We start from the raw sequence: 21,908 nt of genomic DNA, 5'->3' as shown, positions 1-21,908 counted from the left end.
AGACACACTTTGCACAACAACAAAAAAACAGGAGTTGATCATGTCTGAACTGCAACTGCACCCCAAAGCCGCGCAATCCTTGAACCTGTGGCACGCGATGATCCGCACCGGCGACTTGCAGCCCTTGCCTGCGCTGCTGGACCCACAAGCGGTGTTCCGCTCACCGATGGCGCACACGCCGTATCCGGGTGCGCCGGTGGTTTCGATGATCCTCAACACCGTGTCCAAGGTGTTCGAAGACTTCACTTATCATCGCGAACTGGCGAGCGCCGACGGCTTGAATGTGATCCTCGAATTCAGCGCGAGAGTCGGCGACAAGGAATTGAAAGGCATCGACATGATCCGCTTCAACGAACAGGGGAAAATCGTCGATTTCGAAGTGATGGTCCGTCCACTCAGTGGCTTGCAGGCGCTGGGCGAGGAAATGGGCCGTCGCCTCGGTGCCTACCTGGCCGCCAGCAAAACCTGATCATTGCCGCGCACCTGTAGGAGCCCGGCTTGCCGGCGAAGGCGTCTTTGAAATGTGCATTGAGCTTCGGGCCTTTTCGCTGGCAAGCCAGCGCCTACAAAGATTTTGCGCAACGCGTGCAAGTGCGCAAGCCGAGCGTCGGTGGCATCATCAGCCGCTTCGAAGGTTTCGATGCCGATGGTGAACGGGTCATCCCAGTTGTTCGGCGTGCCTTGGCCGAAACCGCCACCGTCCTGATCGACTAGGGAAGCGTCCTGATGCGTATCAAATCACTGCTGGCCTGCGCCGGCGTGCTCCAGAACCAGATGGCCATGGCCGACGCCCTGGCCACGCTGGCGAAGGCGCTCTATCCGTCGGCACAGGTGCAGGCTGCCGGACTCCAGACAACAGAGCGCAACCGGTGACGGCCATCGTTCGACCGCGGCCGATGTTGATTGCCCTGGGTCTGGTATTGGCGCTGGTGTTCTGGCTGTCCCTGGCCCTGGGGCCGGTCAGCCTGCCGCTGGGCGATACCTTGCTGGCCGGGCTGCGTCTGCTCGGATTGCCGGTGGATGGCGGCGACAACCAACAGGCCGAGCTGATCCTCGGTCAGATCCGCCTGCCGCGCAGTCTGCTGGGCATCGCGGTCGGCTCGGTACTCGCGCTGTCCGGCGTGGCCATGCAAGGGTTGTTTCGCAATCCGCTGGCCGATCCGGGGCTGGTTGGCGTGTCCGGCGGCGCAGCGCTGGGCGCGGCGGTCGCGATTGTCGGCGGCAGCCTGATGGGCGGTTGGCCGCCGACCATCGAGCCGTACCTGTTGTCGGTGAGCGCCTTCGCCGGCGGTCTGATCGTCACGGCGGTGGTGTATCGCTTCGGCCGCAGCGATGGCCAGACCAACGTCGCCACCCTGCTCCTGGCCGGCGTGGCGATGACGGCCATGGCCGGGGCCGGGGTCGGCCTGTTCACCTACCTGGCCGATGACGCTACGTTGCGCACCCTGACTTTTTGGAACCTGGGCAGCCTCAACGGCGCCAGTTATCCACGCCTGTGGCCGTTGCTGATCGTGGCGGTGGGCGTGGCGTCGTGGTTGCCGCGTCGCGCTGCGGCGCTCAACGCGATGCTTCTGGGCGAGTCCGAAGCCCGTCACCTGGGCTTCAATGTCGAGCGGATCAAGCTTGAGCTGGTGTTGTGCACGGCGCTGGGCGTCGGAGCCGCGGTGGCCGCGGCAGGCCTGATCGGTTTTATCGGCCTGGTGGTGCCGCACCTGATGCGCCTGCTGGTCGGACCCGACCATCGGGCGCTGCTGCCGGCGTCATTGCTCGCCGGTGCCAGCCTGTTGTTGCTCGCGGATCTGGTCGCCCGTTTGCTGCTGGCACCCGCCGAGTTGCCGATCGGTATCGTCACCGCGCTCATCGGTGCACCCTTCTTTCTCTATCTGCTGGTACGGGGGCGTTCCTGATGCTGCGGGCCAACAACTTGTTGGTGCGGCGCGGCAGTCGCACTGTTCTGGCAGACATCGATATCGAGTTGCGTCCAGGTCAAGTCCTTGGCGTGCTGGGGCCCAACGGCGCCGGTAAAAGCACCCTGCTCGCCGCCCTGTGCGACGAGCTACCGGCCAACAAAGGTACGGTCAGCCTCGATGAGCGTGCACTCGCCGACTGGCCGGGTCAGGAGCGGGCCAGACGCCTGGCGGTATTGCCCCAAAGTTCAAGCCTGAACTTCGCCTTCTCCGTGAATGAAGTGGTGGCCATGGGTCGCCTGCCCCATTGCAGCGGTCGTGTGCGCGATGCCGAAATCGTTGCTGAAGCCCTGGTTGCCGCCGACGCCTTGCACCTGGCGGAGCGCAGTTATCTGGCGTTGTCCGGTGGCGAACGCCAGCGCGTGCACCTGGCGCGGGTGCTCGCGCAACTGTGGCCGGGGGCCAAGGGGCAGACCTTGCTGCTCGACGAACCGACCTCGATGCTCGACCCGCTGCACCAGCACACCATTCTGCAGGCGGTGCGGGATTTCGCCGGGCGCGGTGCGGCGGTGCTGGTGATCCTGCACGACCTGAATCTGGCGGCACGGTATTGTGATCAGTTGCTGCTGTTGCATGAGGGGCGCACGCACGCCTGCGGTCCTCCGGATGAAGTCCTGACCGCCGAGGCACTGCAAGCCGTTTACGGGTTGCAAGTACTGATCCACCGGCACCCGGAACGCGGTCATCCGTTGATTATCGCGCGCTGACGCCCATCCACCCCCCAACAAGGAGAGCCGATGCGCATCCTGCTGATATGCCTGGCCAGCCTGCTGGCTGCCTGCCAAGTTCATTACGTCGCACCGCCACCGCCTGCAATTGCCCCCGAAGGGCGGGCTCACGCTGATCTCGGGGTCATCCGCGAACTCGCCAGCGGGCGCACCCTCACCCCGCACGCATTGGTCGAGCGCCTGGCGGCTGCGCCGCGGGTGCTGGTCGGTGAACAACACGACAACCCCGATCACCATGCCTTGCAACTGTGGCTGCTACGCCAACTGGCGGCGCAACGTCCACAGGGCAGCCTGTTGATGGAAATGCTCAACCCCGACCAACAGGCAAAAGTCGATGCAGCACAGGCCGCCATCCGTGCCGGTCAACCGCCGGCCGACCTCTATCAAGCGCTGTCCTGGCAAGCCAATTGGGATTGGGGCGTTTACGGTGCATTGGTGACTTACGCCCTGCGCCAACCCTATCCGCTGCTGTCGGCCAACCTGGACCGGGCGCAGATCATGCAGATCTACCAACAGCGTCCGATGCTCAGCGGCGAAGCGTCCACTACCCAACAGGTGCAAGCGACCTTGCTTGCGGACATTCGCGAGTCCCATTGCGGCTTGCTGCCCGAAACGCAGATGCCGGCGATGCTCGCCGTGCAACAGCAACGCGACCGACGCATGGCCGAGCGCTTGTTGGCGGCGCCGACGCCAGCCCTGTTGCTGGCCGGGGCGTTCCATGTGCGCAAGGACCTGGGCGTGCCGCTGCATCTGAAAGACCTCGGCGCTGGCCAGGGCAACGCAGTGCTGGTTTTGGCAGAGGTGGGCAAGACGGTAAGCGCCGATAGCGCGGATTTCGTGTGGTATACGGCGGCGCAACCGGAACAGGATCACTGCGCGCAATTTCGTCGTTGAAAAGCTCCTTTGGGCGCGGGCATAAAAACGGGCCAGAAAGGCCCGTTTGAGAAAGGTGCACAGGAACGAAACTTACCTTTTTTTACATGCCTCAAGCTCGTTCTGGCTTTTCAACGTCGTAATGATGCCTAACCGATACTTGCAATACTGGATGACCAACTGCCGCTCCGTATCGGTTAGCTCACTCAATTTTTTGTCATCTGATTCGTACGCGAAAATATTCTCAAACTTCATCTGAAGTGCCGGACTTTTTTTGATGAAAAATACTTTTTCCGGGTAGGCGTCTTCCATCTTTTCGTAAAAACCGGTGTAGAGGAAAACGAGGAACGCGATCGGGAAAATTATAAGCAGCGATTTCATAATGAAGGTGGTTGCAGGTTGGTTTTGATTCGAAGATCTCTCACTAGTCTCATCCCAATATTGCCAGGGCAAATCTTTCCTTCACCGGCTTGCATGGGGAATTCGCGATGCCCACCCAAGACAGTCACCCCGAAAACACTGGTCAGCGCTTGAACCAGATTCAATAGGGCGTTGATTTGCACGGCAGGGATCTCCTGGTCCATATTGCCATTCATGGTTTCAAGAGCCTGACGAGCAAGAGCAACCAAATCGCCCCCTTCGCCCGCGGTTGTCAGGTTTTCCAGCAAAACGATGCCAATAACGCCCGTGTTGTAGTTATGTACGCTTGAGCCTTTGAATCGGATGTCACGCCCCTCAAAGACATTGCCCATACAATCAATACCGTAGTGATAACCGATATCATCGAACTTGGTCTGATGAGCGCTCTGAATCGCACGCATTTGTCCTTGTCCGACTCCACAGCCCACACTTCTACCTGCATGGTGAAGGGCGATCATCGAGTAGTCCCAGTCATCGATCATTTCGCCTTTGGCTTGATGAGCTCCCCATGATGATCTTTCTTCAAACTCATAACCATTTTTGCGGACGAGCCTGATGATTGCTTCCCTGGTAGCAGCTCTATCGTTGCCACGGATGGTAGTAAGAGCTGCTGGCTCAGCGGGTTCGTCGTGGGTCACTCTTGCCCTGGTAGCAAATTGCTGAGCCATTTTTGATCGATCTTGAGGTAGCAAACTTGCACCCGGTTCGGTTTTGGAGAACGGCAACATGCCGTGAGCGACAGGATGGTAATCCAGCGACGCCATTCGCCATCCGCTGAGGCATCTATACCTGCCCGTCCGGTCTTCACTCATCGGGCTGAAGGGGTCATCGGTGACCAAAAGCCAATCACCGTTTTCCACAGTAGCAAGCATTTGGCGCAGCTCAGGTTCCGATATCTGACCACGCGTACGTCCATTGGCAAGCAGAAAATCACGTAGCCCAAAAATCCCGTCGCCGTAACTCTGAATGGCCCGTTTTACCATGCCCTCGGCAAAAAACGGCGATTCGATCTGATCGAAACCTATACCTTGCCGCTCGCGGTCTTGCTGACGAATAAGGCGCATCACCATCTACCATCCTCCTTAACACCAACGCCCTCAAACAACATTGATGGACGTCGGTTTCCTTGTTGAGAACGGCAGAATAACCAGCCTATGGACCACTCAGTCAAGGCTCGGAAATCCCTGTAGGAACTGCCGCAGGCTGCGATCTTTTGATGTAGATCGTCTTGGGACTGACAGAAAATCAAGATCAAAAGATCGCAGCCTGCGGCAGCTCCTTGCGCTATGCAGATGGTTCGATTTGGTCCAGCACTCGGTTCGCCGTGATCTCCGCCAGCATGACGTTGTTTGAAATACCCAGCAAAACATTGCGCGAACTGCCCTCCAAATGGTCGACCAGGTAATGAACCATGACATCGACCGAGGCCAGCGTTTCGACCAGATACACCACCAGGGTTTCGGTCGTGGCTTCAGGGTCTACGGTAAACAGGGTACTGATGGTGCGCGGGGTGGCCTTGATGTCGGCGGTCGAGGGGAAGTGGTAATCGAGGGCGCGTTCGGCGGCTTCGTTGAGTTTTTTTGAATCGGGTTCGTATGGGGATGCCGGATCGGTGTTCGGCGGATTTGGTGAAGGTTTGACCATAGTTGAATGCTCCAGATGTGGAGCCGTCACCTACTTGCGACTAAACAAGAGGGGTGGCAGCTGTACGCAGGTTAGTCGACCGGCGGAGCACGAAAACCGGCGCGCCCGAAGGCGCCCTGCGCACAGCTGCCATGAAGTACAGGACATGAAATGGCCTGACTGTTTGGGATGAAAATGCGCTTCGTGTCACAGCGGGCGACTAAACCCGATCACTGATGGGCAGTGACGCGAATCAAGTTACCGAGGGGGTCCAAGGCGCACAAGCCGGCGGATTCTGGCGTACCTGTAGGTAACGGCGCAAGGTGTTGTAGCTTTCAAGAAGTGATTCCGACAGCCATTAAACAACCCGCGCAAACACCTATAGAAGCTGCCGAACGTTCGGGCCGCGCTCGAATGATCTCTTGATCTTCAAGGCGCCTGGAACGTCTCAATATAAGCCAGCAAATCATCAATTTTTTCTCGATCGCTGATCCCCCAGAAAATCATCCGCGTACCCGAGACCACGGCCTTCGGGTCCTCGATGTACGCGGCGAGCTTTTCCCGGGTCCAGACGATGCCGGAGGACTTCATGGCATCGGAGTATTGATAGTCCGTGGTGCTCCCGGCGGTGCGCCCGACAATGCCGTTGAGCTGCGGACCAAAAAAGGGCCGCGCGCCCTCGCCGATCTGATGGCAGCCGCCGCACACCCGCTTGAACAGTTTCCCACCCGCCTCGGCATCACCCTGGGCGTTCGCCTGCATGCCGAACAAACCCAGGCTCAGGGCAAGGGTCATCATCGCTGTTTTGTTCATCAAGCCAATACCCACGCAAAAACGGCCGCCATTTGAGCATGATCCGGCCTCGCGCGAAACGAACGCCTGCCGTCCATCCCGCCAAAACATCGCGCGGTTATCCCCGCCTAGACTGGAAAGTCATTCCATCTCCACCAGATGGCCGCAACAGAGGGAGACAAACATCATGAAAATTGTCGTGATCGGCGGAACCGGGTTGATCGGCACACAGCTCTGCGAGCGGCTGCGCGAGGGTGGGCATGATGTCCTGCCCGCCTCGCCGAAATCCGGGGTCAACGCGGTGACGGGGGAAGGCTTGCAGGCTGCCCTGCAAGGCGCCGACGTGGTGGTCGACGTCGCCAACTCGCCCTCGTTCGAAGATGCCGCCGTGCTCGAATTCTTCGAAAAATCGGGGCGCAATCTCGGCGCCGCCGAGAAGGCCGCCGGGATCAAGCACCATGTCGCGCTCTCGGTGGTAGGTACCGAGCGGATGCTCGAAAGCGGCTACTTCCGCGCCAAGATGGCCCAGGAGGAATTGATCAAGAAAGCCGGCGTGCCCTACTCGATCCTGCGCGCCACGCAGTTTTTCGAGTTCATCGGCGCCATTGCGCAATCCGGTGCCCAAGGCGACAGCGTCCGCCTGACGTCCGCCGCCTTGCAGCCCGTTGCCTCGGCCGACGTCGCCGCGGCACTGGCAACCCTTGCCGTGGCGCCCCCCACCAACAAGACCTCGGAAGTGGCCGGTCCGGACAAGCAGCCACTGGCCTCGTTCGCCAAAGCCTGGCTGCAACACAACCAGGATCAGCGAAAAGTGATCATTGACGACAACGCCGGCTACTTCGGCGCGATCATCAACGACCAGTCACTGACCCCGGGTGCCAATCCGATCGTCGGCAAGACTCACTTCGATCAATGGCTCAAGAGCGCCGGCGCCTGACAGTCAGCCCACTTCATCAGGAGCGTCCCATGCGAACCCATGTTCTCCTCGCCTCGCTTGCACTGTCCCTTTCGCCCCAGGTCCTGGCCGCCGACGCGCCGCACCCGGACGTCAAGGAGGTGTCGGTCACCGCCCTTCCCGATTACCCCGGCAAGGAAGTGCTGATGCTCACCGTCGAGTACCCGCCAGGCGGTGCCGACCCGGTTCATCGGCACGACGCGCACGGTTTCATCTACGTGCTCGAAGGCTCCATCGTCATGGGGGTCAAGGGTGGCAAGGAAGTCACCCTGATGCCCGGGCAAAGTTTCCACGAAGGCCCCGATGACATCCATACGGTGGGCCGCAATGCCAGCAAGGACAAGCCAGCGAAATTTGTCGTCTTTCTGCTGAAGGACCAGAACAAGCCGCCGGTCCTCCCGGTCGAGTGATTCACCTGCAGAAAAATCCGGAACCCTGTGACGGAGTCCGGATTTTTATAATGCCTCAAGTCAGTCCTGGAAATCGGTAGACAGCGCCAACTCATTCCACTCGGCCAGTTCCTGGGCGACAAAGCGGTTTTTCGCTTCTATGCGCGCCATGGTATCGCTGCCCAGTGCCAGACGCTGTGGCGGCTTCGGCGCATTGACCAGGGCCAGCATGGCTTCGGCGAACTTCACCGGGTCACCGGGCTGGGCATGGTTGGCGGCCTCTGCATGCTTGCGCATGGCGCCCACGGTGTCGTCGTAGTCCGACAGCTCGAGCGCGGTCTTCACCAGCGACTGCTCGTCGAGGAAGTCGGTGCGAAAGAAGCCCGGCTCGACCACCGTGGCGTGGATCCCCAGCGGCGCCAGTTCCTGGTGCAGCGCCTCGGTGATGCCTTCCACCGCGAACTTGGTGGAACCGTAGACACCCCAGCCCATGTAGGCCTGGTAGCCGCCAATGGAAGAGATGTTGATCACATGCCCGCAGCGCTGGCGACGCATGTGCGGCAGGACCGCACGGGTCACGTTGAGTACGCCGAAGACGTTGGTGGCGAACAGGCGCTCGGTCTCGCTGGCACTGGTTTCTTCCACCGCGCCAAGCACACCGAACCCGGCATTGTTGATCAGCACATCGATCCGCCCGAAACGCTTGATGCCTTCTGCCACGGCCTGATGCGCTTCGGCTTCGCGGGTCACGTCCAGACGCACGGCCAGCAGGTTTGGATGATCGCCCAGTCTGGCGGTGATTTCTTCGGGTTTACGGGCGGTGGCAATCACCGCGTCGCCGGCTCGCAGAGCACGTTCTGCGATGAGAGTACCAAAACCACGGGAAGCCCCAGTAATGAACCAAGTACGCATTTCAACTCCTCCTGTCAGCGACCCGAGCGTTATTGCCGGGCTTTCTTGATGAGTTGACGCAACTTTAAATCTGCCTTACTGATGTGATAATCCCAGCAATTTTACATGACTTTGTGAAAGGCATTCACATATGAAGGCACCTTCGGCGGCAGACCTCTCGACCTTCCTGTGCGTGGCCAACCATCTGAACTTCAGCCGGGCGGCGGTGGATCTGGGGCTAACGCCTTCGGCGCTGAGCCATGCGGTGCGCACCCTGGAGAACCGGCTCGGTGTGCGGCTATTCAACCGCACCACCCGCAGCGTCGGCCTGACCGAAGCCGGCGAGCGTCTCTTTGCGCGATTGAAACCGGCCTTTCGCGATATCGACGATGCCCTGGAAGACCTCAACCATTTTCGCGACAAACCCTCGGGCAACCTGAGAATCACCGCCGGTCGCCAGGCCGCGGAACTGGTGCTGCTGCCGCTGGCCAGCAGGTTCCTCGACGCCTATCCGGACGTGAAGCTGGAGATCGTGACGGACGACGCGCTGGTCGATGTGGTGGCGCAGGGATTTGACGCCGGGGTGCGATTCGGCATCCGGCTGGAGGCGGACATGGTCTCCCTGCCGATTGGCGGCACCCTGCGCTCCGTGGTCGTGGGCTCCGCGGAGTTTTTCCGCAAACATCCCGTACCGCAGAAACCCGAAGACCTGCATGGCCTGCCGTGCATTCGCCATCGTTTCCCCAGTGGCACCGTGTATCGCTGGGAGTTCGAACGCGGCGGGATCACCCAGGAAATCGAAATCGACGGCCCGCTGACCTTGGGTGACGTGAGCCTGATGGTCGCCCCGGCGTTGCAGGGCGTCGGCATGGCCTACGTCTTCGAGGACATGGTCAAGGCACAAATTGCCGACGGCAGCCTGGTCCAGGTGCTGGGCGACTGGTGCCCCTACTACCCCGGCCTGCACCTGTACTACCCAAGCCGACGGCATGTGCCCGCAGCGCTCAAGGCTTTCATCGAGTTTGCCCGTGCTACTCGGGCGGGCAATCCATTGTAGGAGCCGGCTTGCCGGCGAAGGCGCCCTTGAATACAGCGTTGATCATCTGGCCGCCTTCGCTGGCAAGCCAGCTCCTACAGTAGATTGGGGCCAGAAAATCGCTCTGCGCCATGGCGTCCACCAGGCCTGTTGTCTACCATCGACGGCGAGAACGTCATAACCCAGTCTGTGAGAAAAAACCGATGGTCACCTGCTACCTGAAATATGTGCTGGACCCGTACAAGCTCGAAGCCTTCGAACACTACGGCAAACTGTGGATTCCGCTGGTGGAGAAATTCGGTGGCCAGCATCACGGCTATTTCCTGCCGTCCGAAGGCGCCAACAACATTGCCCTGGCAATGTTCACCTTCCCGAGCCTGGCGGCCTACGAAACCTATCGCCAAGCGTCGATGAACGACCCTGAGTGCATCGCCGCCTTCAAGTACGCGGAAGAAACCCGCTGTATCCTCAGTTATGAACGCACCTTCTTCCGGCCGGTGTTCGGTGAGCCGAAACACAAACCCGCCTGATCGTCATCAATGATAATGCCGCCGACCGGGCGGCATTTTTTATTAGGCGAACAGGGAGGGGCACAGCGTAATAAAACGTCGGATGAATGGTCAGGCAATACCCGGCGAGTTGCTGTTGATGGGGCTAGCGTTATAAGTCCGCATCACCAACTCGGCATTCTTCCAGCGGTGACCTCCCATGGAAAAGTTCGCCCCAAAGTTGCACACCGTTCTTGCCCTGATCATCGGATTGAGTACAGCAACAGCGGCACAGGCCGATGAGGCCTACGCCAAGACGTTGCTCAAGAAGATGTCTGACTATATGTCAGCGCAAAAAAATATATCGTTCAACTACGACACCATCCTTGAAGTAGTCACTAAAGATAAGCAACGACTGGCCTTGGCAGGTTCCGGCACACTCGCTCTGACCCGGCCTGACAAGTTGCGCAGTACCCGCGCCAGTGGTTTTGCCGACCTGGAGATGGTGTTCGATGGCAAGACCCTGACCCTGTTGGGAAAAGGCAAGAACATCTACACCCAAGTGGAAGTCCCGGGCACGCTGGATGATCTGTTCGATACCCTGCGGGACAAATACAACCGGCCGCTTCCCGGCGCTGACCTGCTCATGTCCAATCCCCAGGATCAATTGATGGCGGGCGTGACCGACATCAAGGACCTGGGCAGTGGCGTCATCGGCGGTACCGAATGCGATCACCTGGCGTTCAGGAAAAAAGAAGTTGATTGGCAGATATGGATCGCCCAGGGCGACAAACCCTACCCTTGCCGTTATTCCATCACGTCAAAAACCATTGCCGGCAGTCCGCAATACAGCATCCAGCTCAGCGACTTTAAAAGTGGCGATGCCGCGCCAGCAGATGACTTCGCCTTCAACAACTCGAGCAATGCCCAGAAAATCGATCTGAAGGACCTGCCCAACGCCGAGGACCTGCCCGGCAACTTTGTGCGAGGAAAAACCAAATGAACCTGTTGATCAAATCCTGCGGATTTTTGCTGGTGGGACTGGTAGCGGTGTGCGCGCTGGAGCTTGGTGACACCTTGTCGATCCCGGGCGTGCACAGCGTTATTTCGCAAGCCGAGGCGGTGGTCGGGCGTCCGCTCACGCCAGTCAGCGTTGCCGGTGTCGCGAGGCGCTCGGCGCGGCGCGATTAACCTCGATGTAGGAGTCAGCCTTCATTAATGATCAACGCTGCAAGTCCAGGCAATAGGTGTAGTAACCCGGATCACGCACGTAACCCAACGACTCATACAACCGCTGGGCGCTGTGGTTGTCAGTCGCGGTTTCGAGGGTCATGCCCTTGGCACCCATCAACCGCGCGAAGTCGCGGGCGGTGTTCATCAATAGCGTGCCAACGCCTTGGCCCCGGGCGGCGGGCGTGGTGAACAGGTCGCCGAGCAGCCAGGTGCGGTGCGCGTCTATGGAGGAGAAGGTTGGGAACATCTGCACGAAACCCAGGGTTTCGCCCTTGCTGTCCTCGGCGAAAAAGATCACCGACTCGTCGCGGGCGATGCGTTCGGCGATGAAGTCGCGCGATTGGGGCAGGTTCGACGGCTGGCCGTAGAAGCCGCGATAAGCGTCGAATAACGGGGCGATTGTTTCGATGTGCGAGGCGTCGGCGCGCAGGGCCTGGATTGGCATGAGGGGGCTCCATTGCGGTCTTGGGGAATTACAGCCTAGCAACCACAACGAAAAAATTCCTCCACACCCCCTGTGGGAGCGGGCTTGCTCGCGAAGGCGGAGTGTCAGTCGACACATTCATTGACTGACACTCCGCCTTCGCGAGCAAGCCCGCTCCCACATTGGATTGCGATCAGACCCGCACGTTACGCCCAGGCAGTGTTGTGCGCTGGCTGTTCTCCCAGTTCTCCACCAGCCCCACCGGCACGTCCGCCGCCGGCAGCATCTGCACCCCGCGCACCAGGTCCGCAGCCCGCTCGGCGAGCATGATGGTTGGCGCATTGAGGTTGCCGTTCGGCTCGGTTGGGAACACCGATGAGTCGATCACTCGCAACCCCGTGATGCCATGCACCCGCAACTCGGAATCCACCACTGCCATGTCGTCCTCGCCCATGCGGCACGAGCCACAGGGATGGTAAGTGCTTTCGAGGTTGTCACGGACAAAGGCATCGAGGTCTTCGTCACTGGTCACCAGGTCGCCGGGGGCGATTTCGCCGTCGCGGAAGCGGTCCATGGCTTTCTGGCCGATGATTTCGCGGGTCAGGCGGATGCAGCGGCGGAAGCCTTCGCGATCCTCTTCGCGCTCCAGGTAGTTGAAGCGAATTTCCGGATGCTCGTACGGATCGGCCGAACGCACCCGCACGTACCCGCGGCTTTTCGGTTTGTTGGGACCTGTGAGCACCATGAAACCGTGGCCCTTGATCGGCTTGTTGCCGTCGTAGCGCATCGCTGCCGGCAGGAAGTGGAACTGGATGTCCGGCCAGCGCAGGCCCTTCTCGGAGCGGATGAAACCACCGGCCTCGAAGTGGTTGGTGGCGCCCAGGCCGTCCTTGAACAGCAGCCAGCGCAAACCGATCATCAACTTGCTCAGCGGGTCCATCTTGCTGTTGAGGGTCACCGGTTCCTTGCAGCCGAACTGGATGTACACCTCGGCGTGATCCTGCAGGTTCTCCCCTACTCCCGGCAGGTCATGGCGCACACCGATTCCGGCCTTGCGCAGGACCGCGGCCGGGCCGATGCCGGAGCGTTGCAGCAGGTGCGGCGAGCCGATCGGCCCGGACGAAATCAGCACTTCGCGGTTGCAGTGCACTTGGTGGGTCTGGCCACCGTGGTCATACATGACCCCCACCGCGCGCTTGCCTTCGAGGATGACCTGGCGGGTCATCGCGTGGGTGACCACCGTCAGGTTCGGACGCCCCATGGCCGGGCGCAGATAGGCGTTGGCCGTGGAGCAACGCACACCGTTCTTTACGGTCATGTGCATCGCGCCGAAGCCTTCCTGCATGTAGCCGTTGCAGTCTTCGGTCTTGATGTAGCCCGCCTCGGCACCGGCTTCAACCCAGGCCCCGTACAGCGGGTTCTTCATGTTGTTGCCGTTGGTGGTGTGCAACGGCCCGGTCTGCCCGCGATAGCTGTCGCCACCGGACTCGTAGCTTTCGGCGCGCTTGAAGTACGGCAGGCAATTCTTGTAGCCCCAGCCCTGGGCGCCGAGGGATTCCCATTCGTCGAAATCCAGCGCGTGGCCGCGGATATACACCAGGCCATTGATCGATGACGAGCCCCCCAGCACCTTGCCCCGTGGGCAGTGGATGCGCCGGCCGTTGAGGTAGGTTTCCGGTTCGGTTTCGTAACGCCAGTTGTACTTTTTGGTGTTCATCGGGATCGAGAATGCGCTCGGCATCTGGATCACCACGCTCTTGTCACTGCCGCCAAACTCCAGCACCAGCACCGAGGTGGCCGGGTCTTCGCTCAGGCGGTTGGCCAACACACAACCTGCCGAGCCTGCGCCAATGATGATGTAGTCGTATTTTTGTGTGGTCATTCTTTGTGTGGTCATGGTTATCTCCCGACCGTCGATTCAGTAAATACCGGTTGCAGTGGTTTTTTGTGGATCAGCGTGTCGCCGGTGGTGTATTGCGGGGAGGTTTTCTCGATCTGCTGGATCACCGCCTCTTCGCGTTTGAGATCGATCGAGCGGCTCAGCCAGTAGTACGCCAGGCCCGAGACGATCAGCCCCACCAGCCAGGCGATGTCGATGCTGCCCAGTGCCTTGGCCAGCGGGCCGACATACACTTCGCGTTGCTCGACGCCGTCATAGATGTAGAAGAACGGAATCATCGAGATGAAGCCGATGGCGTAGGCGGCCATACCGCGCAGGCCCCAGTTGCCATAGATATTGCCGTGGGGCATGAAGAAGTGCGGGATGGCGTAGCGGCCCTTGCGCACGAAGAAGTAGTCGGTGAGGTTGACCGAGGTCCAGGGCACCAGGAAGTACAGCATCACCACCAGGTAGATGCCGAGCACCGACAGGCCTTTGCCGGAACTCTGGATGCTCAGGGCTACGCCCAGTTGCAGCAGGATCACGAAAGCGATGGCGATGATCCGCGCCTTGCGGGTCGGTTCGATGTGCTTGATCGAATCGACACAGGTCAGGGTGGTCAGCTTGGCGCTGTAGATGTTCATCGCGATCACCGGCAGGAACGCCAGGATGGTCACCACCACCACCGCGGTGCCGATCAGCGGCGACACGGTGTTGCCGACTTGACCCAGGGCCACCAGCACATCGGTGGAGTGCAGGTGATCGGCCAGCCAGCCGCCGACGGAAATCATCCACGCACCGGACAGCGACGCACCAAGAAACACCACGGCGATCAGCTTGCCGCTGGAGGTGTTCTTTGGCAGATAACGCGAGTAGTCCGACACGTACGGGGCATAGGCGATGTTGTAGCTCGCCGCCGCCGCGAACTGGGCGATGAAACCGGTCCAGTTGAAGCCCAGCGGCGGCGGGGCCACTTCGCCTTCGGCCAGTGCCGGCAAGACCGCATCCGGCACCCAGCCCATCACCACCGCCAGTGTCACCAGGCCGTACAGCGGTAGCGACAGGTACAACGCCCATTTGAAGCTGCGGTGCATCCAGTCATGGCCGAGAATGGCCAACACCGCCGCCGGGAGGGTCACGGCCACCGCGATCACCACGGGATTGAATCCGAACAGCGTATGCAGGCCCTGCATCATCAGGACCAGATTGACGATGTTGAACCCGGCGAACACGAACAGCGTCGCCAGCAGCACGAGGATCACGCCACGGTAACCGAACTGCGCGCGGGACTGGATCATCTGCGGCAAGCCCAGGTGCGGGCCCTGGGATCCGTGAAACGCCATGAACAGCGTGCCGAACATGATGCCCAGGGTGCCGGCGAGTGTGGTCCAGAGCGCGGTCAGGCCGACGCTCGGGCCGACGAAGCCGATGGTCATGGTGAAGAAGGTGAAGTTGCCGAGAAACCAGAACGGGCCCTGGCTCGACAGTTTGTCGGTGCGTTCGTCCTCGGGGATGAAGTCAATCGAATGCCCCTCGACGACGGATTTGTCATCGAGGGAGGACACACTCGTGGCGGACTTGGCGTTTGTGTTCATGATGGACTCTTATTGTTGGAAGATCATGACGAGATAACTGCATTCTTTCGGGGGAACGACGCCCGTGGGGCCTCCATGCCGTTCTGATGTTCAATGGTGCAAATGCATTGGCCTTGGTGCAAAACCTGTGGGAGCGAGCCTGCTCGCGAGAGCGGTGGGTCAGGCAACATCTTTGTCGAATGTGCCGGCCTCTTCGCGAGCCTGCCCGCTCCCACAAGGGCGGGGGTCAGCTCGGAAGCGTGATCCACACGGCCTTGGTTTCGAGCAGGTAGTCGAGCTGCTCCGCGCCCAGGTCCTTGCCGAACCCGGACTGCTTGTAGCCACCGAACGGCATCGACGGGTCGAGGGTGCCGTGAGCGTTGACGTAGACCGAACCGGCCTTGAGCCGTGGAATCAGGCTGTGCACCTTGCCCAGGTCGTTGGAATACAGGGCCGCCGCCAGGCCATAGACCGAGTCGTTGGCCAGGGCCAGCGCCTCTTCCTCATCGTCGAACGGTGCGGTGACCAGCACTGGCCCGAAGATCTCTTCCTGGACGATACGCATGTCGTTGCGGCAGTTGGCGAAGATGGTCGGTTCAACGAAGAAGCCAGGGCCATCGACCGGTTGGCCGCCGTAGACCAGTTCGGCGCCTTCGGCCTTGCCGGTCTCGATGTACTCGGTCACGCGCTGCTTTTGCAGGGCCGAGACCAGTGGGCCGATGAAGCAGTCCGGGTCCAGGCCCGGGGCCATTTTCAGGGTGCGTGTGTAGGCGATCAGCTCACTCAGGAATTGCTCGTAGACGCTGCTATGAATATAGGCTCGCGTGCCGGCGTCGCAAACCTGCCCGGAGTTGAAAAACACCCCGTTGGCGACCGCTTGTGCCGCCGCCGGAATGTCGGCATCGGCAAACACGATGACCGGTGATTTGCCGCCGAGCTCGAGGGTCAGGCGCTTCATCTCGTCCAGCGCCGCGCGGCCAACGGTAACGCCCACCGGGGTCGATCCAGTGAAGGTCAGTTTATCGATGCCAGGGTGGGTGGCCATGGCCGCGCCGACCACGCTGCCACGTCCGGTGACGATGTTGATCACGCCATCCGGAATGCCCGCTTCCTGCACCAGTTCAGCGAAACGCAGGGCCGACAGCGAGGTCAGCTCGGCGGGTTTGACCACCACGGTGCAACCGGTGGCCAGCGCCGCGCCGAGTTTCCAGGCCATGGTTTGCAGCGGGAAGTTCCACGGCACGATAGCGCCGACCACGCCCACCGCTTCCTTGCGGGTATAGGCCAGGTAATTGCCCGGCAGCGAAGGCTCGACGGTACGGCCGTGGAGCTTGGTGGCCCAACCGGCGAAGTAACGCAGGGTATCGACGGTACCCTGGATGTCGACGTCCTTGGCGAAGGCGACCGACTTGCCCATGTCGATCGATTCGATTTGCGCCAACTCAGCAGCGTTCTGTTCAATCAAGTCCGCCAGGCGCTGGATCAGGCGTTCCCGTTGCGCTGGTTTGGCCTGGCTCCATTGGCCACCGTCGAACTGCGCACGGGCGGCTTGCACGGCGCGGTCCAGGTCAGCGGTGGTGCCCATCGGAATGCGGGTGATCAGGCCTTCGGTCGAAGGTTCGATCACATCGGAAGTCTGGCCGTCGCTGGCTTCGACCCAGGCGCCGCCGATGAACATTTTCTGGACCTTGCCGAGGAAGGTCTGGGTGGCTTCGCTGACGCCGAATTTTTGCAGGTAACTTTTGACGATCGTGTCCATTTTTGTTCTCTCTGCCCGGCAGTCAGAGCCTGCCGGGTCACTGGTTTCGATGTTCAGGCCAGCTCTTAAGCCAGGGTCGCTTCACTCTCGGCGGCCGCCCGTACCAAGCCGCGCTCGTGGAAGATGAAACCGATGCTGTTGAGCAGCAGTTGCGCGGCCAGGATCGAGGTCATGCCGGTCGGGTCGTACACCGGTGCGACTTCCACCAGGTCCATGCCGACGATGTTGCCTTTGCTGCGCTTGGCCAGGGCCTGGATGATTTCCAGCACTTCGTAGTAAAGAAAGCCGCCGTGGCTCGGAGTGCCGGTGCCCGGGGCGATGGACGGGTCGAAGCCGTCGATGTCGATGGTGATGTAGTAGTTGATGTTCTGCGGGATCAGCGCCAGTACACCCTCGACGCCAAGGCGACGCACATCGCGCACCGAGAGAATCTTCGAGCCGGCTTCGTGGGCCGCTTCGTAGTCGTCGCGGTTGGACGACGACACGTTGCGGATGCCCATCTGGGTCATGCCGACGATGTGGTTCATTTCCGAGGCGCGGCGCAGCGGATTGCCGTGGCCGTAACGCACGCCGTGGCGCTCGTCGACGAAGTCCAGGTGCGCATCGAAGTGGATGATGTGGATCGGGCCACGGCCTTCGAAGGCCTTGATCACCGGCGCATGTACCGAGTGATCGCCGCCGAGCACCACCGGCATCACCCCGGCATCGAGGATCTTGCGCACGGCGTATTCGGTGTTCTTGTTACTGGTGGCCATGTCGGTGTGGACGATGTCGGCATCACCGACGTCGACCATGCGCACGTCCGAAGCGGTGAGGTACATCACGTCGTCTTCGTGGTCATAGGCGCCGGCGTGGCCGAAGGAAAACAGCGTCGATGCTTCACGAATCCCGCGTGGTCCGAAGCGTGCGCCGGAGCGCCACTGGGTGCCCATGTCGTTGGGTACGCCAAGCACCGCGACGTCGGCATCCAGGGCATCCCAATCGGTGCACACCGGGGATTTGCCAAAGGTGCAATGACCCACGAATGGCAGGTTCAGGCGACCGGATTCATAACCGTTGTTCGACATTTCTAGCCTCTCCACTTCTTGTTATCGGCTTGGCGGAACTGCAAGGCGACCGCCGTTGGAGAGACTATGGGCGCAGGTTTTCGTGGAAAAAATGCTAAACATCAGATACTCATATCGGCATTACCGATGCATCCACAGGCCGGAGGTCAACGTGATTCAACTGCACGATGTCGATCTGAAGTTGCTCAGGGTGTTTGCCACGATTGTCCGCTGCGGCGGTTTCTCGGCCGCCCAGGCGGCGCTGAATGCCGGGCAGTCGACGATCAGCGAACAGATGACCCATCTGGAAACCCGATTGGGGGTCAAGCTCTGCCAGCGCGGGCGCAGCGGCTTCCGCCTGACCGAGCAAGGGGTGGCGATCCATGAGGCCACCCAGCGCCTGCTGTCGGCGGTGGAAAACTTCTGCATGGACGCCGACGTGCTCAAGCAGCACATCAGCGGCAAGCTCAACCTGGGCATCATCGACACCACCATCACCGACCCGGATTCGCCCATTCCGCGCACCACCCAGCGCTTCGTGTCGCGCGGCCATGACGTGCACCTGAACGTCTACGTGGGTACGCCGGCGGAGCTGGAAGAGCGGGTACTCGACGGCCGCCTGCATTTGGCCATCGGGCACTTTCCGATCCATGTGCCGGGCCTGCTGCAATCGCCGCTGTACCAGGAAGCACTGGGCTTGTATTGCGGGCGCCGGCATCCGCTGTACGGCAGCCAGGCTGAAGGTGAGGAATTGCTCGAAGAAGTCGCGGCCGGGCGCATCGTCGTGCGCGGCTACATGCAGCAACATGACCTCGAACACCTGGGCGTCAGCAAGGCGGCCGCCACCGTGGACAACATCGAAGCCACGGCGATCCTGATCATTTCCGGCGCCTACCTGGGCTTTCTGCCGGAGCACTTCGCTGCCCAATGGGTCAAGAGTGGCGAGATGCACCAGTTGGCCCCGGGTAGCTTACGTTTGAGATCACCGTTCGACGTGATCACCCGTCGCGGCGTGGCACCGCCGCCGATCCTCCAGGCGTTCCTCGAGGACCTGGCGGCCAGCGCCCGCAAAACGGCTAACGGATGACATGACGCTCGCCAAATTCAAATTCGCCCCGGCATACTGATTTTCGTTTGCCACTTTTGCAGGTCCGTCATGCGCATCCACGTCACCTTCATCGACCGCGTCGGCATCACCCAGGAAGTACTGGCCCTGCTCGGCGGGCGCAGCTTCAACCTGGATGCCGTGGAGATGGTGCCGCCGAACGTCTACATCGATGCCCCGACCCTCGGTACCGAAGTGCTGGAAGAGCTGCGCGAGGCACTGTTCGGCGTGCGCGGCGTGCAAGCGGTGACCATGGTCGACATCCTTCCGGGGCAACGTCGGCGCCTGCAACTGGACGCCTTGCTCGCCGCCAGTTCCGACCCGGTGCTGGCGGTGGATGATCGCGGTCACGTACTGCTGGCCAATCCGGCGTTGATCGCCCTGTGCGGTCGCGAACCGGCCGGCGAATCCCTGAGCGCATTGTTCGACGATGCCGACTTGCAACGCACCTTGATCGCCCAGCATTTCCGCCTGCCCATGCACGAGGTCAGCCTCGGCGGCCACACCCTGCTGCTCGATGCCATGCCGATCACCGACGCTGGCGCCCTGCTCACCCTTTATCAACCGAACCGCATCGGCGAACGTCTCTCGGCGCTGCACCATGATCACGCCGAAGGTTTCGATGCGCTGCTCGGTGAATCGCCGCCGATCCGCTCGCTCAAGGCCCGCGCGCAACGGGTGGCGGCGCTGGATGCACCGCTGTTGATCCAGGGCGAAACCGGCACCGGCAAGGAACTGGTGGCCCGCGCCTGTCACGCCATCAGCGGTCGGCGGGACGCGCCATTCCTGGCCCTGAACTGCGCGGCACTGCCCGAAAGCCTGGCCGAAAGCGAGCTGTTCGGCTACGCCCCCGGCGCGTTCACCGGGGCGCAACGGGGCGGCAAGCTCGGGCTGTTGGAGCTGGCCGACCAGGGCACGGTGTTTCTCGACGAAGTCGGGGAAATGTCGCCGTACCTGCAAGCCAAGTTGCTGCGTTTTTTGAGTGATGGTTGCTTCCGTCGGGTCGGTGGCGATCGCGAGGTCAAGGTCAACGTGCGCATCCTCAGCGCGACCCACCGCGACCTGGAAAAGATGGTCAGCGAGGGGCACTTTCGCGAAGACCTGTTCTACCGTCTCAATGTGCTCAACCTGCAAGTGCCGCCGCTGCGCGAACGTGGCCACGACATCTTGCTGATGGCCCAGCACTTCATGCAGCAAGCCTGCGCGCAGATCCAGCGCCCGGTCTGTCGCCTGGCGCCCAGCACCTTTCCCGCCCTGCTCGGCAACCGCTGGCCGGGCAATGTAAGGCAATTGCAGAACGTGATCTTTCGCGCGGCGGCGATTTGCGAGAATCCGTTGGTGGACATCGATGATCTCGATATTGCCAGGACGGCGGTGGAACGACAGAACGATGGCGAGGTGGGTAGCCTCGAGGATGCCGTCGAAGGGTTTGAAAAGAATCTGCTGGAGAAACTTTATCGCAGCTATCCGTCCAGCCGCTTGCTCGCGGCGCGCCTGCAAACCTCCCATAGCGCCATTGCCATTCGGCTGCGCAAATACGGAATTCCCAACAAGTCGTAAGACCGCCTCGGTCAAAAGCGGGAGCGGGCTTGGTCCGGGCGGCGTTCCGACGAAGGCGGTGTGTCAATCAGCGCATAGGTTGGATGACACACCGCCTTCGCGAGCAAGCCCGCTCCCACAGTGGAATTGTGTGGGCGCTGATGCGTTTGCAAATCGATACAGTGTATTGAAATCAAGACAAAACCCTCTCGACCTGTCTGGCCCGGGCTTCGGTCCCTTCCCTTCGCCTGCCTGTATTGATTTCAATACGCCAGCCGCAACAAAAACAGCCTGACTAAAGACTAAGCCATTGATTTAAAACAAATAATAAACCTTGGCACCACCCTTGCTATCTCTCCTCCAGCCAAGCTCCAACACGAGCCTGCCCATCGCCCTCCGCCACCTGCAGCGGATGAGTCTGAACAATGAGGAGTTGATATGAGCGAATTGCGTTTTACCGTCGAACACGAATGGCTGCGTACCGAAGCTGACGGCAGCTTCACCGTCGGCATCACCGCGTTTGCGCAACAGGCGCTGGGGGATGTGGTGTTCGTTCAAGTACCCGAGTTGGGAAGCTTTGACACCGGCGCTGAAGTATCTGTCGTGGAATCGGTAAAAGCCGCCAGCAGCATCAGCATGCCGCTGGACGGCGAGGTGCTGGAAGTGAACGCGGAACTGGAAAGTACCCCGGAGCTGGTCAACGAAGATCCGCTCGGCCAGGGCTGGTTCTTCCGCTTCAAGCCCACTGACGCTGCCGCTGTCGGCCAACTGTTGGATCAGGACGCCTACGACCGCCTGATCAAAGCCCAAGCCGAAGCCTGAGGAACCCGCCATGACGATTAATCTCAGCACCGCCAACGAATTCATCGCCCGCCACATCGGCCCCCGCGCCGGTGACGAGCAGGCCATGCTCAACACCCTCGGTTTCGACTCCCTCCAGGATCTGAGCGCCAGCGTCATCCCCGACAGCATCAAGGGCACCAGCGTGCTCGGCCTGGAAGACGGCCTGAGCGAAGCCGATGCCCTGGCGATGATCAAAGGCATCGCCGGCAAGAACCAGCTGTTCAAGACCTTCATCGGCCAGGGCTACTACGGCACCCACACGCCGTCGCCGATCCTGCGCAACCTCTTGGMAAACCCAGCCTGGTATACCGCCTACACCCCGTACCAGCCGGCAATTTCCCAAG

General features: G+C 60.8%; 25 protein-coding genes and 1 pseudogene. 16 read left to right on the top strand and 10 right to left on the bottom strand.

Features of this window, described 5'->3' with window-relative positions; translation table 11 throughout:
• The first annotated feature begins 40 nt into the window (after positions 1–40).
• From BKX96_RS27715 to BKX96_RS27695, 6 genes are read left to right on the top strand one after another with little or no spacing between them, the layout of a single operon-like run.
• Positions 41–469 carry a nuclear transport factor 2 family protein gene (locus tag BKX96_RS27715; RefSeq protein ID WP_077186010.1) on the top strand — a complete coding sequence of 143 codons (429 nt, stop codon included), beginning with the start codon at positions 41–43 and terminating at the stop codon, positions 467–469.
• Positions 470–528: 59 nt separating this feature from the next.
• Complete coding sequence (locus BKX96_RS27710) at positions 529–714, top strand: hypothetical protein (RefSeq protein WP_143512481.1); 186 nt, start codon at positions 529–531, stop codon at positions 712–714.
• Positions 715–726: 12 nt separating this feature from the next.
• Positions 727–873 carry a hypothetical protein gene (locus BKX96_RS32950; RefSeq protein ID WP_179092185.1) on the top strand — a complete coding sequence of 49 codons (147 nt, stop codon included), beginning with the start codon at positions 727–729 and terminating at the stop codon, positions 871–873.
• Positions 874–896: 23 nt separating this feature from the next.
• The gene (locus BKX96_RS27705) at positions 897–1,907 is read left to right on the top strand and encodes a FecCD family ABC transporter permease (protein ID WP_179092187.1); all 1,011 of its coding nucleotides are present in this window, start codon (positions 897–899) and stop codon (positions 1,905–1,907) included.
• Positions 1,907–2,674 carry a heme ABC transporter ATP-binding protein gene (locus tag BKX96_RS27700; protein ID WP_077186008.1) on the top strand — a complete coding sequence of 256 codons (768 nt, stop codon included), beginning with the start codon at positions 1,907–1,909 and terminating at the stop codon, positions 2,672–2,674. Before BKX96_RS27705 ends, BKX96_RS27700 begins: the two co-directional genes overlap by 1 nt.
• 30 nt (positions 2,675–2,704) lie before the next feature.
• Positions 2,705–3,589: a ChaN family lipoprotein gene (locus tag BKX96_RS27695; protein WP_077186007.1), complete on the top strand. Its 885-nt coding sequence runs from the start codon at positions 2,705–2,707 to the stop codon at positions 3,587–3,589.
• Between the two features lie 72 nt (positions 3,590–3,661).
• Here the strand turns inward: BKX96_RS27695 and BKX96_RS33330 are convergent, their stop codons facing one another.
• The 4 genes from BKX96_RS33330 to BKX96_RS27675 form a co-directional block, all read right to left on the bottom strand.
• The gene (locus BKX96_RS33330; protein ID WP_077186006.1) at positions 3,662–3,949 is read right to left on the bottom strand and encodes a hypothetical protein; all 288 of its coding nucleotides are present in this window, start codon (positions 3,947–3,949) and stop codon (positions 3,662–3,664) included.
• Positions 3,946–5,058: a peptidoglycan recognition protein family protein gene (locus BKX96_RS33325; protein ID WP_256721682.1), complete on the bottom strand. Its 1,113-nt coding sequence runs from the start codon at positions 5,056–5,058 to the stop codon at positions 3,946–3,948. The genes BKX96_RS33330 and BKX96_RS33325 overlap by 4 nt, the downstream gene beginning before the upstream one ends.
• A gap of 214 nt (positions 5,059–5,272) precedes the next feature.
• Positions 5,273–5,632, bottom strand: a complete 360-nt coding sequence (locus tag BKX96_RS27680; RefSeq protein WP_077186005.1) for a DUF6124 family protein — start codon at positions 5,630–5,632, stop codon at positions 5,273–5,275.
• A gap of 408 nt (positions 5,633–6,040) precedes the next feature.
• Complete coding sequence (locus tag BKX96_RS27675) at positions 6,041–6,424, bottom strand: c-type cytochrome (RefSeq protein WP_046817662.1); 384 nt, start codon at positions 6,422–6,424, stop codon at positions 6,041–6,043.
• A gap of 166 nt (positions 6,425–6,590) precedes the next feature.
• Between BKX96_RS27675 and BKX96_RS27670 the strand changes: the two genes are divergently transcribed.
• Positions 6,591–7,340: an SDR family oxidoreductase gene (locus tag BKX96_RS27670; protein ID WP_077186004.1), complete on the top strand. Its 750-nt coding sequence runs from the start codon at positions 6,591–6,593 to the stop codon at positions 7,338–7,340.
• A gap of 29 nt (positions 7,341–7,369) precedes the next feature.
• Positions 7,370–7,768: a cupin domain-containing protein gene (locus BKX96_RS27665; RefSeq protein ID WP_046817664.1), complete on the top strand. Its 399-nt coding sequence runs from the start codon at positions 7,370–7,372 to the stop codon at positions 7,766–7,768.
• 60 nt (positions 7,769–7,828) lie between these two features.
• Here the strand turns inward: BKX96_RS27665 and BKX96_RS27660 are convergent, their stop codons facing one another.
• Positions 7,829–8,659: an oxidoreductase gene (locus BKX96_RS27660; protein WP_077186003.1), complete on the bottom strand. Its 831-nt coding sequence runs from the start codon at positions 8,657–8,659 to the stop codon at positions 7,829–7,831.
• A 130-nt stretch (positions 8,660–8,789) separates the two neighbouring features.
• On the opposite strand from BKX96_RS27660, the gene BKX96_RS27655 reads away from it, so the two are divergent.
• The 4 genes from BKX96_RS27655 to BKX96_RS27640 all read left to right on the top strand — a co-directional run bounded on the left by BKX96_RS27655 (position 8,790) and on the right by BKX96_RS27640 (position 11,353).
• A complete protein-coding gene (locus BKX96_RS27655; RefSeq protein WP_077186002.1) occupies positions 8,790–9,695 on the top strand; it encodes a LysR family transcriptional regulator in 906 nt (301 codons plus the stop codon).
• A 182-nt stretch (positions 9,696–9,877) separates the two neighbouring features.
• Positions 9,878–10,204, top strand: a complete 327-nt coding sequence (locus tag BKX96_RS27650; RefSeq protein ID WP_046817667.1) for an NIPSNAP family protein — start codon at positions 9,878–9,880, stop codon at positions 10,202–10,204.
• Positions 10,205–10,382: 178 nt separating this feature from the next.
• Positions 10,383–11,165, top strand: coding sequence for a DUF2092 domain-containing protein (locus BKX96_RS27645; protein WP_046817668.1), 783 nt, complete (start codon positions 10,383–10,385; stop codon positions 11,163–11,165).
• Positions 11,162–11,353 (top strand): hypothetical protein, encoded by a 192-nt coding sequence (locus BKX96_RS27640; RefSeq protein WP_046817669.1) that lies wholly within the window; start codon positions 11,162–11,164, stop codon positions 11,351–11,353. Before BKX96_RS27645 ends, BKX96_RS27640 begins: the two co-directional genes overlap by 4 nt.
• A 31-nt stretch (positions 11,354–11,384) precedes the next feature.
• On the opposite strand, the gene BKX96_RS27635 is transcribed toward BKX96_RS27640, so the two are convergent.
• The 5 genes from BKX96_RS27635 to speB all read right to left on the bottom strand — a co-directional run bounded on the left by BKX96_RS27635 (position 11,385) and on the right by speB (position 18,098).
• The gene (locus tag BKX96_RS27635) at positions 11,385–11,840 is read right to left on the bottom strand and encodes a GNAT family N-acetyltransferase (RefSeq protein ID WP_077186001.1); all 456 of its coding nucleotides are present in this window, start codon (positions 11,838–11,840) and stop codon (positions 11,385–11,387) included.
• A 172-nt stretch (positions 11,841–12,012) separates the two neighbouring features.
• A complete protein-coding gene (gene betA, locus BKX96_RS27630; RefSeq protein ID WP_046817677.1) occupies positions 12,013–13,701 on the bottom strand; it encodes a choline dehydrogenase in 1,689 nt (562 codons plus the stop codon).
• 17 nt (positions 13,702–13,718) lie between these two features.
• Positions 13,719–15,293, bottom strand: coding sequence for a purine-cytosine permease family protein (locus BKX96_RS27625; RefSeq protein ID WP_046817671.1), 1,575 nt, complete (start codon positions 15,291–15,293; stop codon positions 13,719–13,721).
• Between the two features lie 226 nt (positions 15,294–15,519).
• Entirely contained in the window at positions 15,520–17,031 is a 1,512-nt protein-coding gene (locus BKX96_RS27620) for an aldehyde dehydrogenase family protein (RefSeq protein ID WP_077186000.1), read from the bottom strand.
• A gap of 65 nt (positions 17,032–17,096) precedes the next feature.
• A complete protein-coding gene (speB, locus tag BKX96_RS27615) occupies positions 17,097–18,098 on the bottom strand; it encodes an agmatinase (RefSeq protein WP_077185999.1) in 1,002 nt (333 codons plus the stop codon).
• A gap of 151 nt (positions 18,099–18,249) precedes the next feature.
• Between speB and BKX96_RS27610 the strand changes: the two genes are divergently transcribed.
• From BKX96_RS27610 to BKX96_RS27595, 4 genes and pseudogenes are all read left to right on the top strand, one after another.
• Positions 18,250–19,164 (top strand): LysR family transcriptional regulator, encoded by a 915-nt coding sequence (locus BKX96_RS27610; protein ID WP_046817674.1) that lies wholly within the window; start codon positions 18,250–18,252, stop codon positions 19,162–19,164.
• A 69-nt stretch (positions 19,165–19,233) separates the two neighbouring features.
• Positions 19,234–20,742, top strand: coding sequence for a transcriptional regulator GcsR (gene gcsR / locus BKX96_RS27605; RefSeq protein ID WP_046817675.1), 1,509 nt, complete (start codon positions 19,234–19,236; stop codon positions 20,740–20,742).
• Positions 20,743–21,159: 417 nt separating this feature from the next.
• A complete protein-coding gene (gene gcvH, locus BKX96_RS27600) occupies positions 21,160–21,543 on the top strand; it encodes a glycine cleavage system protein GcvH (protein ID WP_077185998.1) in 384 nt (127 codons plus the stop codon).
• Positions 21,544–21,553: 10 nt separating this feature from the next.
• A pseudogene (locus tag BKX96_RS27595) lies at positions 21,554–21,908 on the top strand (glycine dehydrogenase (aminomethyl-transferring)); the annotation flags it as partial.

Source organism: Pseudomonas putida (assembly GCF_001976065.1).
Lineage (GTDB): Bacteria > Pseudomonadota > Gammaproteobacteria > Pseudomonadales > Pseudomonadaceae > Aquipseudomonas > Aquipseudomonas serbica.
This window is presented reverse-complemented; position numbering and strand designations above follow the sequence as displayed.

Bases quoted from the DNA above. Each gene is read 5' to 3' on its own strand.
- BKX96_RS27645 (WP_046817668.1), top strand. From the start codon at position 10,383: ATGGAAAAGTTCGCCCCAAAGTTGCACACCGTTCTTGCCCTGATCATC.
- BKX96_RS27715 (WP_077186010.1), top strand. From the start codon at position 41: ATGTCTGAACTGCAACTGCACCCCAAAGCCGCGCAATCCTTGAACCTG.
- gcsR (WP_046817675.1), top strand. From the start codon at position 19,234: ATGCGCATCCACGTCACCTTCATCGACCGCGTCGGCATCACCCAGGAA.
- speB (WP_077185999.1), bottom strand. From the start codon at position 18,098: ATGTCGAACAACGGTTATGAATCCGGTCGCCTGAACCTGCCATTCGTG.
- BKX96_RS32950 (WP_179092185.1), top strand. From the start codon at position 727: ATGCGTATCAAATCACTGCTGGCCTGCGCCGGCGTGCTCCAGAACCAG.
- BKX96_RS27655 (WP_077186002.1), top strand. From the start codon at position 8,790: ATGAAGGCACCTTCGGCGGCAGACCTCTCGACCTTCCTGTGCGTGGCC.
- betA (WP_046817677.1), bottom strand. From the start codon at position 13,701: ATGACCACACAAAAATACGACTACATCATCATTGGCGCAGGCTCGGCA.
- BKX96_RS27700 (WP_077186008.1), top strand. From the start codon at position 1,907: ATGCTGCGGGCCAACAACTTGTTGGTGCGGCGCGGCAGTCGCACTGTT.
- BKX96_RS27620 (WP_077186000.1), bottom strand. From the start codon at position 17,031: ATGGACACGATCGTCAAAAGTTACCTGCAAAAATTCGGCGTCAGCGAA.
- BKX96_RS27635 (WP_077186001.1), bottom strand. From the start codon at position 11,840: ATGCCAATCCAGGCCCTGCGCGCCGACGCCTCGCACATCGAAACAATC.
- BKX96_RS27640 (WP_046817669.1), top strand. From the start codon at position 11,162: ATGAACCTGTTGATCAAATCCTGCGGATTTTTGCTGGTGGGACTGGTA.
- BKX96_RS33330 (WP_077186006.1), bottom strand. From the start codon at position 3,949: ATGAAATCGCTGCTTATAATTTTCCCGATCGCGTTCCTCGTTTTCCTC.
- BKX96_RS27665 (WP_046817664.1), top strand. From the start codon at position 7,370: ATGCGAACCCATGTTCTCCTCGCCTCGCTTGCACTGTCCCTTTCGCCC.
- BKX96_RS27625 (WP_046817671.1), bottom strand. From the start codon at position 15,293: ATGAACACAAACGCCAAGTCCGCCACGAGTGTGTCCTCCCTCGATGAC.
- gcvH (WP_077185998.1), top strand. From the start codon at position 21,160: ATGAGCGAATTGCGTTTTACCGTCGAACACGAATGGCTGCGTACCGAA.
- BKX96_RS27695 (WP_077186007.1), top strand. From the start codon at position 2,705: ATGCGCATCCTGCTGATATGCCTGGCCAGCCTGCTGGCTGCCTGCCAA.
- BKX96_RS33325 (WP_256721682.1), bottom strand. From the start codon at position 5,058: ATGGTGATGCGCCTTATTCGTCAGCAAGACCGCGAGCGGCAAGGTATA.
- BKX96_RS27670 (WP_077186004.1), top strand. From the start codon at position 6,591: ATGAAAATTGTCGTGATCGGCGGAACCGGGTTGATCGGCACACAGCTC.
- BKX96_RS27680 (WP_077186005.1), bottom strand. From the start codon at position 5,632: ATGGTCAAACCTTCACCAAATCCGCCGAACACCGATCCGGCATCCCCA.
- BKX96_RS27705 (WP_179092187.1), top strand. From the start codon at position 897: ATGTTGATTGCCCTGGGTCTGGTATTGGCGCTGGTGTTCTGGCTGTCC.
- BKX96_RS27675 (WP_046817662.1), bottom strand. From the start codon at position 6,424: ATGAACAAAACAGCGATGATGACCCTTGCCCTGAGCCTGGGTTTGTTC.
- BKX96_RS27650 (WP_046817667.1), top strand. From the start codon at position 9,878: ATGGTCACCTGCTACCTGAAATATGTGCTGGACCCGTACAAGCTCGAA.
- BKX96_RS27660 (WP_077186003.1), bottom strand. From the start codon at position 8,659: ATGCGTACTTGGTTCATTACTGGGGCTTCCCGTGGTTTTGGTACTCTC.